Here is a 13,976-nt window from a genome sequence, read left to right on the forward strand (position 1 = left end):
TTTTATTGCCTTTAAGCCTCAAATTTTCTTTTCAATTCCTGGGCCTTTTTAGGATCTTTTAATTTGTTCAAATATAAATTATATAATTTTTGAAAAGTGACTTTTGATTTGCCAATTTCATTTGCCTTCAAATAATTTTTTTCTGCCGATGCATAACGTTTAAAATATTCGTCTATTCTTCCTTTCGACAAATAACCATCCACGGGTGAAATCCTGGCTAATTCACTTGAATATGCATTTGCTTTTGATTCGCTGCCTCCAACAATTCCGGGTAATTGTAAATACAATTCTATTAATGCCCATCTGGCCTGAATGTGTTTCGGATTCAAAATAATTGCTTTTTCAAAGGCGGCTTTCATATCATCAACCATTCCGAAAGCTTTGAATTTATTTACCTCCATCGCTCTCATTCCCAAACAGCCACCATATTTATAGAAATAATCGGCCTCTGTTGGCTTTAGCTCTTTCAGCTTTTTGTAATAGGATGCTGCCTTTTCCCATTGCTTTTCTTCTGAAAAAATATCAGCCAAACGTTCGAGCGTTTTAATATCATTGGGATAATACTTTAGGTTTTCCTGAAAAATCACTTCAGCTTCTTTATACTTTTTTGCATGAAATAACTTTTCAGCTTTTTCAAAATTAGATTGCGCCCAAATTACAATTGGCAGAAATAAAAAAAGAAGTAGTAGCTTTTTCATATTTCAAAAATAAGGAAATATAAAATGCATCATTTGCTTTTAGAGATAAATTAGTAATTTGTACGAAAATTATTTTAATAGTTTTCCCAACCTTTTAGACAAAACCGCACTCTATATACTACAATCGACTTATGAAAAGTATCTTATTTGTTTTCTTATTATTCACCACAGCCTTATTTGCACAACAAACGGATAAAAAATGGATTAAAGTTGCATCCTATGAAAATGAAGGTAAAATAAAATCAGCAAACAAAATCGTTGACCAAATCTACAAGAAAGCGGTAAACAGGAAAGATGAAGTTCAAATGATAAAATGCTTTTTTTATCACTCAAAATATCTTCAGGTTGTTGATGAAAATGCAAAGACAAAGATCTTAAAAAATCTTAAAACCGATATTAATCGGGTTTCAATTCCATCAAAAGCAATTTTGAATTTGATTTATGCGAAATGCTTAAGTAATTACTCTAATTATGATTATGCTGTCATGGTTATTGACAGTGCTGCAACAGTTGTAGAAGAAGCGGCATATGCTGTAGCAGATAGTGTTGAAATTCCTTCATCTCAGGATTATATTAGTCCGCCAACTGAATTTACAGCCGAAAAAGAAGTTCTTGCAACTCTCGAAAAAACATTAGAAAACGAATCAATTCTAAAAACTACTCCACTCACAAATTATCAGGCAATCTTTGATTTTTTGTCTTTAGAGAAACTAAAAAACGAAAACTTATACAATTATCTGCTAAAAGAAAATATCGAGTTTTTTACTCAAAAAATAGAACGATGGCAAATACAAAATAGCGAAATCGCAGTACATAAAAATGAACTATTAGGAAGTTCAGAAACATTTTTGAAACTTGACTTGAATTTTATAAAAGATGAGAACCTTAGAAAGGTTATAACTTTATATCAGAAGTTAGAATTAAGTAATCCTTCTTTGGAAAATCAATTTAACCGAATTACATTTTGCAGTGATTTTATAACAGAATCTATTGAGGATTTAAACAAGTACTTGAATGAACTTCAACAACAGACCAATGACACAATTCTTACACAAAAAATTCTCCTAAAAAAGGCTGAGCTTCTACTTACTCAAGCTTCAAAAGAATTACATCCTGATTATAAAGTTGAGGCTGTCAAAATATATGACAATATTATAAAGATCAATGATAAAACTAACGCAGCTCAAAGTGCTCTACAGCAAAAACAAAACGTTGTTGCTAAATCATTGGATGTCCGCCTTCAAAAATACAGTTATAATAAAGAAAATACCAGAGCTTTTATCAACTATAAAAACATTGATAACTTAAAGATATCATTTTACAAAATAGATCAAAAGACCCTAAAAAAATTTTCAGCCTCAGAATTAATTCTTAAACAAGATAGTTTAACTGAGGTAATTATAAAATCCCAAAGTAAAATTGCTACCCAAGATTATCAGCTTCAAAACAAAAAAGATTATTTTGAATATACCACAGAAGTTCTCCTACCCCAATTAGAAACAGGAAGCTATTTAGTTTATTTTGAAAGCGATTCCGGATTAAAAGACAAAAAAGCTTTTGCACATGAAACTATGACAGTTTCAAATTTAAGTATTCTGGCCTCACAAGGAGACAACAAAGAAAACTTTCAGGTTATAGATCGAAAAACAGGAAAACCTCTGGAAAATGTATCTATAAAATCATCATATTATACACTTAAAACAGATTCAAACGGTTTAGCGTCCTATATTGGAAAGAATAACTACTCTTACAATGATCAAATTGAATTTACCTTAGAGAATGATACTATTTTACCAGACCGGAATTATATTCGCTATACTCAGCAATATACCACTAACGAAAAGAAGATTTTAACCGCTAAAGTCGAATTTTATTTGGATCGGGCGATTTACCGTCCGGGACAAACTGTCTTTTACAAAGGAATTGCAATTCAAAAGCAAGAAAACAAAACAAGCATTGTTGCCAATACTCCTTTTACAATCATACTTAAAGATGCTAATTATCAAAATCTTAAAGAATTTGAAATTACCACAAATGAATTTGGTTCATTTTACGGAGAATTCGTTTTACCAAAAAATGGCTTAACCGGTAATTTCAATATTTATGTTAAAAGACCTGAAGGTTATGCAACAGGAGACATTTATACAAAGAACAAAGCCAGCGAATCGTTCTGGAAAACTGTTATCCTTGAAAGTTTTGGAATTAACTTTAGAGTTGAAGAATACAAACGTCCAAAATTTAAAGTAGATTTTGATCCTAAAAAAGAGAGCTTTCAAGTAAATCAGTCGATTAAAGTAAACGGAACAGCAAAAGCATTTGCAGGTAGCAATATTTCTGATGCAAAAGTGACTTATACTGTAAATCGTTTTACAAGTTATTTTAGAAATTATTACGGACAGGAACAAAATGAAACTATTGCAACGGGCGAAACCAAAACAGATGCCTCCGGGAAATTTGTCATTGAATTTATAGCCAAACCTTCAAAAAATGCAATAAAAGAACAATTGCCTGTTTTTAATTACAGAATAACGGCTGATGTTACTGATATTAATGGAGAAACCCACACATCAGAAACCATAGTAAAAGTAGGTTATCATGATTTGATTATCAATGCAAGTATTCCAGATCGCATTGAAACTAAAAACAAAAATGAGATCATCCTCACAAGTTCCAACTTAAACGGAGAATTTTTAGCTGCTAAAGGTGAAATTAAATTGTATTTCGTCGCTCCATTTAGAAATAAATTCAAAGAACAAGTTTGGCCAAAACCAGAAATCGAAACTATTTCAACCTCTGATTTTGAACGATTATTTCCTTATGAAATCCGTGAAATTAAAACTGATAAAAAAAGTGAAATTTTATTATTCTCAAAGAAAATAGATACCGAAAAAGACAAAAAAATAGCTTTAGATTTTATTTCGAATTATAAATCCGGAAATTATAAAATTGTTTTTTCGGCAAAAGATACTTTTAATAATCCTATAGAATCTGTTTCAACTTTTGAAATCAAACAAAGCAAAGACAAGTTTAATCCGGGTAAATTATTTACTGCCGAACAAATTAATAGTGATCCTAAAAAAGACGGTTTTGTCGAAGTCAAACTTTCTTCTGTAATTCCAGATCTTTATATAACTACAAACGGAAACTATGGGAATCAGATCTATTTTGAAAATACCTATCATTTACAAAACAATGAAGTAACAATCAAAATTCCGCTAAAAAAAGAATTTGAAAAAGCAATGCGTTTGGGTTTTCAAAGCATTTTTGAGAACGAAATTTTTAATGATGAAATAGACGTTCCTTTAAAAACGGCGGAATCTAAACTAGAATTGATTGTTGAAAGTTTTAGAAATAAGATCGAACCTGGAAGTACTGAGAAATGGTCTTTTAAATTAAAATCCATCAACGCTAAGACTGAGGCAGAAGTGTTAGCATCAATGTATGATAGTTCTTTAGATCAGTTTACTGAGAGAGATTGGAATATTTTAAATATCAATAATTACCGCTACAATTCCTCCAATCTTAAATCTGGTTTAGGATTTGAAAAAATAAATGCTTCAATAGAAAACCTGGATGAAGATCTAACATTTAGTAAATTTTATAAAGAAGAAACAAAATTAAACTGGTTTGGCTTTGATTTTTACGATAGTCGATATGGAGATTCACTGGGCTTAACAATAGCAGAAATTAAAGATAAAAAAGTAGGTAGTGAAACTATTAAAGGAGATCCTGATGCTGTTTTAACTGTTGATGAGCCTGTTGGAGTTGGCGCTGCGGCTGCAGTAGTTCAGGAAGATAATCAAGTTTATAATACGGCAGCAGCACCAGCTTATTTAGCTGGACGAGCTCCAGGAATTCAAATCAGAGGTAAGGCAAGCATAGGTGGGCTAGACCCACTTTATATTGTAGATGGAGAAATTGTTGTGGACATTAAAAACATAAATCCCGCAGACATTCTTTCAATGGATGTTTTAAAAGATGCGGCAGCAACTGCAATTTACGGAAGCAGAGCAGCAAACGGCGTCATAATCATAACAACCAAAAAAGCCCTTGAAGCCTTAACCCAAGTGAAAGCTAGAAAAAACCTGTCTGAAACTGCTTTCTTTTTACCTAATTTAAAAACAGACGCCAACGGAAAAGTAAGCTTCAATTTTACTTCACCGGAAGCCTTAACGGCTTGGAAACTTCGATTATTGGCACACAACAAAGATGCTGTTTCAGGTTATTTGGAGAAAAGTGTAGTAACTCAAAAAGAATTAATGCTATTGCCGAATTTCCCTCGCTTCTTTAGAGAGAAAGATACTATCGTTATCTCAGCTAAAATTTCGAATGTTACTGATAAAGCAAAAAGTGGAATCGCAATCTTGCAATTTTTTGATGCTGTAACCATGCAGCCAATTGATGTTAAAATGGGGAACACAAAAAATGTTCGAAATTTCAATGTTGGTGCTTTCGGAAATACAACGGCGAGTTGGACGATTTCAATTCCGGAAGGTTTGCAAGGCCTTCAATATAAAATTTTGGCAAAATCTGGCGATTTCTCTGATGGAGAAGAAAATATACTTCCGGTTTTAACGAACAATATGCTGGTTACAGAAAGTATTCCGATTTGGGTTCGTGAGAATTCAACGAAAGAATATACGTTTGAGAATCTAAAAAACAATACTTCTTCGACTTTAAGAAACCATCAGTTTACATTGGAATATACGTCAAATCCGACGTGGATTGCGATTCAGTCTTTGCCTTATTTAATGGAATACGAACATGAGTGTGCTGAACAGACTTTTGCCCGTTTTTATTCGAATGCTTTGGCTTCAGAAATTATTTCTAGTAATCCGAAGATTGCAACTGTTTTTGAAGACTGGAGAAAAAATGCAAAATTGAACTCAAAATTAGAAGAAAACGAAGAATTAAAATCGATTATTTTGGCCGAAACGCCTTGGCTAAATGATGCCCAAAGTGAAGACGAAAAGAAAAAGAATTTAGCACTTCTATTTGATTTAGAAAAAATGAAAACTTCGCAAGAAGCTACTTTCGAGAAATTAAAACAAAAGCAAAATCCATCCGGAGGATTTGCATGGTTTACCGGAGGCAACGAAAGCGAATACATTACCCGACATATTCTGGCTGGCTTAGGTCATCTATCCAAACTGAATAAAAGAGAAGATACTAACACAAAAATTGATGCAATTGCCAAAACCGGAATTCCGTTTCTGGATAATAAATTCCTGGAATATTATAAAGGTCAGACGAAAAACTTAAAAGCAACTGATAAACTTATATGGATCAATCCTTATTCTGATTTGCACTATCTATATACCAGAAGTTTTTATGTAGACCAATATCCGCTTTCAGATACTTTAAAAAAGGCAACTAAATTGTATTTGAAAACGGCTAAAAAAGATTGGCTTTCGTATTCTCTTTACGAAAAAGGTTTAGCTGCATTAGCTTTAAATCGTTTTGGAGAAAGTGATTCGGCTAAAAAAATTATTGAAAGTTTAAAAGAAACTTCTTCTAATAATGAAGATTGGGGAATGTATTGGATTGCCAATAAAGCAGGCTGGTACTGGTATCAGGCTCCAATTGAAACTCAGGCTCTGTTGATTGAGGCTTTCGCCGAAGTGAATCACGATACCAAATCAGTAGATGCAATGAAAGTCTGGTTGTTAAAAAATAAACAGACCAAAAACTGGCCTACTACAAAATCAACTACCGAAGCCATTTATGCTTTATTAATGCAAGGAAATGATTGGCTTTCTGTAAAAGACAATACCATTATTAAAATTGGAGATCAAAAAATCCTGACTAAAAAATTATCTCAAAACGAAAAAGAAGCAGAAACCGGATATATCAAAATGAACTGGAAAGCTGATGAAGTTAAAAAAGAAATGGCTTCTATAAATATTCAGAACAAATCAAAAGTTCCTGGATTTGGTGGTGTGTACTGGCAATATTTTGAAGATTTAGATAAAATCAAAACTAATTCAGGAGGTGTTTTATTCGTTTCGAAAGAATTATATTTAAAAAAGAATTCTATGAAAGGTGATCAATTAGAAAGAATTACATCAAAAAATTCTTTAAAAACGGGAGACTTAGTTACAGTAAGATTGATTATTACTTCGAAAGAAGATACAGAATATGTTCACTTAAAAGATATGAGAGCTTCTTGTTTTGAACCTGTAAATGTACTTTCAGAATATCAATACAAAGATCGTTTAGGATATTATATGAGTACTAAAGACGCTGCAACTCATTTCTTTTTTGACCGAATCAACAAAGGAACTTATGTATTAGAATATGATATTAGAGTAAATAACAGCGGAGAATTCTCGAACGGAATTACAACAATTGAAAGTATGTATGCTCCGGAATTTTCAAGTCATACTAAAGGGATTCGAGTAAAGGTGAATTAAAAAATCGTTAAAATAAATAACTAACATTCTTCTATATAATAAAGAATAAACCTTTATTTTAGTCAAATATAAGATTCATGCTTTGTCGAAGAAAATAAAAATATAAAGCCAGTTATTATGTTTGAAATGAAAATAGATTTTCCTAAAAAAATAACTTCGGAAGTCATTGGTTACGAAACATTAATACATTTTTATGAAAAAATGTCAACTATTCGTGATAGTAAAATAGAAATAGACTTTAGGTATAACAATTGGTTTGAAGCAAACTTGTGTGCTATTTTTGGCGCGATGATTGAAGAGTTAGAAAATAAAGGAAATGAAATTTCTCTAATAAATATTAAAAACCCAAAAGATATCTTATCAAGAAATGGTTTTTTAACAAAATTTGGAGTTCACAAACCATTTGAAACTTATAATACAGAACTTGATTATAAAACATTTAGTCATAAACAAGGAAAATCATTTTCATCATATATTGATAATGAAATATTAAAAAAGCAGGGCTTTCCTAAACTTTCAAAACTATTAAGCAAAAAAATTAATGAAAGCATTTTCGAACTATATGAAAATGCAAGAACTCACGGTGAATGTAAAAACATACATACTTGCGGGCAATACTTTCCAAGTAAAAAAATGCTTGATATAACAATTGTGGATATGGGACAAACCATTAAACACAATGTAAATAATTATAACAAAACAAACTGGTCAGGTAGCGATTGTATAGAATGGGCGACACAAGACAAAAACACAACAAAAACAGGTACAATTTCCGGTGGATTAGGGTTAGCTATAATTTTTGATTTTATAAAATTAAACAATGGTAAAATTCAAATAATTTCTTCTGATGGATATTGGGAATTGAGAAAAGGAACTGTATTTAAACAAAATCTAAATTTCACCTTTCATGGCACAATTGCTAATTTAGAATTTAATTTATCAGATACAAATGAATATATTCTTAAAGAAGAGATAGATTTGGATAATATTTTTTAACTTTGCACACTTTATTTATGGTAATTACAATGGGAAATATAAAAATTAACGAAGTTATTGGTGGAAACTTTGCTGTTACGACTGATGATGGAAACTTAGTTTTTAACCTTTTAGACAAAAATCTTGAAGAACAGAAAAAAACTAAATTAGATTTTTCTGAAATTATCGTCTTAACTACTGCTTTTTTAAATGCAGCAATAGGTCAACTATATAGCAAATACAAAAGTGAAGAGATTGCACCTTATTTGAAATTGACAAATGTTGCTGATGAGGATAAAATTTTATTTAAAAAAGTAACTGAAAGAGCCAAAGAATATTTTGCAAACAAAGAAAGTTTTGAAAAAAACTCTAATGATGCGATAAATGGCAACGATTAATATAGAAACTTACAAAATTGTTTATACTGACCAATTTTTTTTTGACACAAATGTTTGGTTATTATTATTTGGAAATCTAGCTAACTATAAACCAAAAGATCAAAAAGAATATTCAAAATTATTTAAAGAATCTTTGCAGCGAGAAATTCCAATTTACATTTCCTCAATGATTTTATCTGAATTTGCTAATGTTCTATTAAGATTAGATTTCAAACAGTGGAAAACCAAGAACAACTTTGCTGAGAATAAAGATTTTAAGAAGGATTTTGGAATAACACAAGAATACAAAAATAGTATTCAGAACACCAAAAGTCTATTAAAATCAATTTTAGAACTTCCAAATATTCATCTAATCTCAGATTTTTTTAATGGAATTAATATAGAAAATATTTTAAAAGATTTTGATACTGTTGATTTTAATGATTCCTATATTACTGAATTGGTAAGAAACAATTATAAAGTTGTAACCAATGATAAAGATTTTCAAAAATTAGATTCTAAAATTGACATAATTACTACTCAGATACAATAAATTTTAAGCAAATTAAATCTAAACTACTCTATTTAAAGATTTAAAATTAATAATAGCGCATAAAAAAACCCGATAGATTAAAATCTATCGGGTTTACTTTATAAATAAATTCAGATTATTTTACAATCGTCAATTCATCAATAATATTTTTTGCTCCTGCATATTTATCGATAATCCAAAGTACATAACGAATATCTACGTTGATTGTTCTTTGCAATTTAGGATCGAAAATAACATCTCCAGCCATAGCTTCAATGTTTCCATCAAAAGCAATTCCGATTAATTCTCCTTTTCCGTTAAGAACCGGAGAACCTGAATTTCCACCTGTGATATCATTATCAGTCAAGAAGTTTACTGGCATGTAACCTGCTTTATCAGCATATTGACCAAAATCTTTTGCTTTGTTTAATTCTAACAAACGCGCTGGTAAATCAAATTCCTGATCTCCTGCTTTATACTTTTTAACCATACTTTCCATTGTAGTATAGTTGTTGATTTTAGCATCATTACGTGGATCAGCCGGCAAAGCGCGAACTTTTCCGTAAGTTAGTCTCAAAGTAGAGTTAGCATCAGGATACTGAATTGCATTCAATTTTGATTCTCTTAAACCTTCAACCAATTTACGGTAAGCAATTGCAAAACCGTCATCAGCTTTTGCCTGATCGTCTGTCTTAGCGCGGTATTTTGTCATCAAATCATTAGAAATAATATACAACGGATCGTGTACAATTGCTAATGGTTTTGGATCAGCCATAAATGCCAATACTTTTTCTTTAGATGTGAAATAACTTATTTCAGTCGCTTTAGTAACGTCTGCTGTGAAATCGCCATTATTTGCTGCTTTCATTTTAGCAACTTGTGGTGCTAAACCATATTCTGCAGCTTTAGCAGCATATAAATTCAATTGTGCAGTTAACACATCTTTTTCAAGCGGCGCATAAAAATCACCATAAATATTATCGATCATAGCGTTGATCTTAGGTAACATCTCCGCTTTTTTAGCATCGTTTTCATTATAATAAGCAATCAATGCATTTCCTAAACTTGCCGGAGCAGTTGCATAACCTGAAGTACGTAAAACTTGAGATAGATAATTATCATGACGCGCTTTTAAGTTCGTTTCCTTATAATAATCATTAATCGTCGGAATTACATTTTCGTATTTTTCTTTGTTAGCAGGTTTAGCAGCCCATTCGTAGAATTTATCTTCCTGAGCCGATTTTGTTTCTGCAGTTCCGGCTTTAGTCAAAGCATCAATCATACCTTGACGGTTTTTCCAGTAATTTGCAGTTGAAGCATATTTAGACGCATATTGCAAACGAACTGTTGCATCTTTGTCCATATACTTTTTCATTTGATCCATTCCGGTTTTTGCACCTTCAACCCAAGCAGGATAAGCAAACTTTACGTTTTGCTCAATTCCGCCCGCTGGCATCCAACGATTTGTTCTTCCTGGATAACCCAAAATCATCGCAAAATCATTTTCTTTGACACCTTTAATACTTACAGGCAAATAATGCTTTGGCTGTAAAGGCACATTTTCTTTTGAATACGTTGCAGGATTTCCAGCTTTATCAGCATACACTCTAAACATAGAGAAATCTCCTGTTTGACGAGGCCACTCCCAGTTATCAGTGTCTCCTCCAAATTTACCAACACTTTCCGGTGGCGTTCCTACTAAACGAACGTCTGTGTAATCCTGGTAAACGAAATAATAATATTCATTCCCTTGAAAGAAAGGACGAACTGAAACGGTATATTTTCCACCTTCGTTATTTTCCTTTTCAATCAAAGCAATTTCTTGCTGAATGATTTTGTTTCTTTCAGTCTCTGTCATTGTATTATTTACTTTTGACAAAATTCTTTTAGAAACGTCATCCATACGAACAAAGAAACGAACGTATAAAGATTTTGGTTTCATTTCGGCACTTCTTTCTTTTGCCCAAAAACCATCTTTCAAATAATTTTGTTCTGCTGTAGAAAGTTCAGCAATTGCATTGTAACCACAGTGGTGATTTGTTAAAACTAATCCGTCTTTAGAAACGATTTCAGCTGTACAACCTCCATTAAACTGCACAATCGCATCTTTTAGACTATGATGATTGATACTGTAAATTTCTTCGGCTGTTAATTGCAAGCCCATTTTTTCCATATCTCTATGGTTCAATCTTTCGATAAACATCAAAAACCACATTCCTTCGTCAGCTCTTGCAGGAAAAGCCATAAGACACATGGTTAAGAATAAAACTATTTTTTTCATATTATTTTGTTTAGTCTTGCGAATATAACGCATTTTCGCAATTATTTCGTTTTATACATTCATAAAATAAATATCATACTCTGTTTTTATCTTTATTTTACGAATTTAACATTGAAACCAATAAAAAAGGCGCTCTGAAAACAGAACGCCTTTTAAAAATATTTTAAGACTTTTAATCGTTAAGCATTTTCCAAAGCTTGTCCTTCAAATCAGTTAAACCTTGTTGAGCAACTGATGAAATAAACATGTATGGAATATCTTTGAAAGCGACATCAAGTTCAACTTTCAATTCAGCTTTCAATTCATCATCCAGCATATCACATTTTGAGATTACTAAAAGACGTTCTTTATCCAACATTTCCGGATTATACTTTGTTAACTCATTAACCAAAATATCATATTCTGCTTTAATATCCGGAGTATCAACCGGAACTAAAAACAACAAAGTTGAGTTACGTTCAATATGACGCAGAAAATAATGGCCTAAACCTTTTCCTTCAGCCGCACCTTCAATAATTCCGGGAATATCAGCAATTACAAAAGATTGATAATCTCTGTAAGCTACAATTCCTAAGTTTGGTTTTAAAGTTGTAAACGGATAATCGGCAATTTTTGGTTTTGCAGAAGTCAGTACAGACAATAAAGTTGATTTTCCAGCATTTGGAAAACCTACCAATCCAACATCAGCCAAAACTTTAAGTTCCAGAATTACGTCCATTTCTACACCGGGCAAACCTGGTTGTGCATAACGTGGTGTTTGGTTCGTTGAACTTCTAAAGTGCCAGTTTCCTAAACCACCTTTTCCACCTTTAGAAAGGATTCTTTTTTCTCCATCTTCGGTGATTTCGAATAAAGTTTCTCCGGTTTCTTTATCTTTTACGACAGTTCCTAAAGGTACTTCAATAAATTTATCATCTCCATCAGCACCAGTGCTACGGTCTCCTCCTCCATCTCCACCGTGACCGGCTTTAATGTGACGCGCAAATTTTAAGTGAAATAATGTCCACAAACCTTTATTCCCCACTAAATATACGTGTCCACCGCGACCACCATCACCACCGTCCGGGCCTCCTTTTTCAATAAATTTCTCTCTATGTAAATGCGTAGATCCTTTTCCTCCTTTTCCGGATGAAACATATATCTTAACGTAATCTACAAAATTTCCTTCTGTCATTTTTCCTTGTTTATATATAGTTTCAGGTTTCAGGTTTCAAGTTACTCAACAGGACGTCAGAAACTTGAAACTTGAAACTTGAAACAAATTTCCCTCTACTCTTTTAGAGCTTTTACTAATACTTTATCAATCTTTACGCCATCCATGTCTATAACTTCAAGCACAAATTTTTGCCAATATAATTTTTCACCTTCTTTTGGAATATGTGAAAGCTCCGTCATAATCATTCCGCTTACGGTGTTTACTTCGTAATCATTTGTCAATTCGTCTAACTCAAAATACGTTAGGAAATCGTGCAATGAATAATGTCCGTCAACCAGCCATGAACCATCTTCTCTTTCTATTAATTGGAATTCATCTTTATAAAAATCTGATGCATCTCCCACTAAAGCTTCCAAAATATCATTCAAGGTAATAATTCCCTGAAAAACCCCGTATTCATCAGAAACCAAAGCATAATGTACTCCTGTTTTTTTGAAATTTTCCAACGCTTTGTAAGCCGTTGTCTGCTCCATTAAATAAGGAGGATCTGTCATAATAGCTGACAAATCAAAATGCTCGCTTTCAATGTTGGCGAATATATTTTTAAGCGTTACAATTCCAACAATATCATCGTAGTTGTCATTGTATACCGGATAAACCGTATGCAAATCTTCTAAAACCAATGTTTTGATTTTGTCTTTATCGGCATTTAATGGCAACATATCTACCGATTTACGGTGGGTCATTAACGAGTTTACTTTTCGATCTCCAATATGAAACACACGCTCCACGATATCCTGCTCAATTTCCTGAACTTCTCCGCCTTCGGTTCCTTCTTTTATAATGGCTTTAATTTCTTCCTCGGTTACTTTACCGTCTGCTGAGGGTTTGATTTGTAAAACATTCAACAAAAAATCAGTTGAAGAAGTTAATAACCAAATAAATGGAGCCGTAATAATAGATACTATTTTCATTGGCAATGCTACCGCTTTTGCAATGGCTTCCGGGTAATTTAATCCAATTCTTTTTGGCAATAATTCTCCTAAAACCAAAGAGAAAAAGGTTAAAACTACAACTACAATTCCCACTGCAACTGAATGTGCATAGGGTTTCAAAACGGCAAATCCTGCAACAAAAGCCTCAACGTCCATTGTGATTTTATCCCCACTGTAAATACCAGTTAAAATTCCGATTAAGGTAATTCCGATTTGCACTGTTGATAAAAACTTATTCGGAGAATTAGCTAAATCAAGTGCTATTTTGGCGCTTTTATTCCCTTTTTTCGCGGCAGTTTCGAGTCTGTTTTTTCTAGCCGAAATCAATGCGATTTCTGACATCGAGAAAACTCCGTTTAATAGTATTAGAAAAAATATTATTAGTATTTCCAATTTGTGGCTTGTTCGTTATTTATTTGGTCGTTAAATATAATTGTAATCATGATGCTTTTTTAGCCCAGATGGAAGAGTAAAGCCCGGAGCTAAAAAAACTAATTTTTCTTGCCAGAAAACAGCGACCGGAGGAAGCTCGTTTTATGGTTAGAAAAA

The 13,976-nt window shown here is 32.3% G+C and carries 8 protein-coding genes; 4 read left to right on the forward strand and 4 right to left on the reverse strand.

From position 1 onward, the window contains the following. Positions 1–11 precede the first annotated feature (11 nt). The gene (locus BUA98_RS18240; RefSeq protein ID WP_072974834.1) at positions 12–698 is read right to left on the reverse strand and encodes a tetratricopeptide repeat protein; all 687 of its coding nucleotides are present in this window, start codon (positions 696–698) and stop codon (positions 12–14) included. A gap of 131 nt (positions 699–829) precedes the next feature. On the opposite strand from BUA98_RS18240, the gene BUA98_RS18245 reads away from it, so the two are divergent. From BUA98_RS18245 to BUA98_RS18260, 4 genes are all read left to right on the forward strand, one after another. Continuing rightward, positions 830–7,111: an alpha-2-macroglobulin family protein gene (locus BUA98_RS18245; RefSeq protein ID WP_072974836.1), complete on the forward strand. Its 6,282-nt coding sequence runs from the start codon at positions 830–832 to the stop codon at positions 7,109–7,111. Between the two features lie 117 nt (positions 7,112–7,228). Continuing rightward, positions 7,229–8,107: an ATP-binding protein gene (locus BUA98_RS18250; protein WP_072974838.1), complete on the forward strand. Its 879-nt coding sequence runs from the start codon at positions 7,229–7,231 to the stop codon at positions 8,105–8,107. Positions 8,108–8,136: 29 nt separating this feature from the next. Beyond that, positions 8,137–8,484: an STAS-like domain-containing protein gene (locus tag BUA98_RS18255; RefSeq protein ID WP_159433479.1), complete on the forward strand. Its 348-nt coding sequence runs from the start codon at positions 8,137–8,139 to the stop codon at positions 8,482–8,484. Continuing rightward, on the forward strand, positions 8,471–9,016 hold the full coding sequence (locus BUA98_RS18260) for a PIN domain-containing protein (protein WP_072974841.1): 546 nt from the start codon (positions 8,471–8,473) through the stop codon (positions 9,014–9,016). Before BUA98_RS18255 ends, BUA98_RS18260 begins: the two co-directional genes overlap by 14 nt. A gap of 115 nt (positions 9,017–9,131) precedes the next feature. Here BUA98_RS18260 and BUA98_RS18265 read toward each other — a convergent pair whose 3' ends face one another. The 3 genes from BUA98_RS18265 to BUA98_RS18275 form a co-directional block, all read right to left on the reverse strand. Further along, positions 9,132–11,276 (reverse strand): S46 family peptidase, encoded by a 2,145-nt coding sequence (locus tag BUA98_RS18265; protein WP_072975007.1) that lies wholly within the window; start codon positions 11,274–11,276, stop codon positions 9,132–9,134. A 172-nt stretch (positions 11,277–11,448) separates the two neighbouring features. Next, positions 11,449–12,450: a GTPase ObgE gene (gene obgE, locus BUA98_RS18270; RefSeq protein ID WP_072974843.1), complete on the reverse strand. Its 1,002-nt coding sequence runs from the start codon at positions 12,448–12,450 to the stop codon at positions 11,449–11,451. A 95-nt stretch (positions 12,451–12,545) separates the two neighbouring features. Then, a complete protein-coding gene (locus tag BUA98_RS18275; protein WP_072974844.1) occupies positions 12,546–13,820 on the reverse strand; it encodes a hemolysin family protein in 1,275 nt (424 codons plus the stop codon). Positions 13,821–13,976 lie beyond the last annotated feature (156 nt).

Origin of the sequence: Flavobacterium saccharophilum (assembly GCF_900142735.1) — a bacterium.
GTDB lineage: Bacteria > Bacteroidota > Bacteroidia > Flavobacteriales > Flavobacteriaceae > Flavobacterium > Flavobacterium saccharophilum.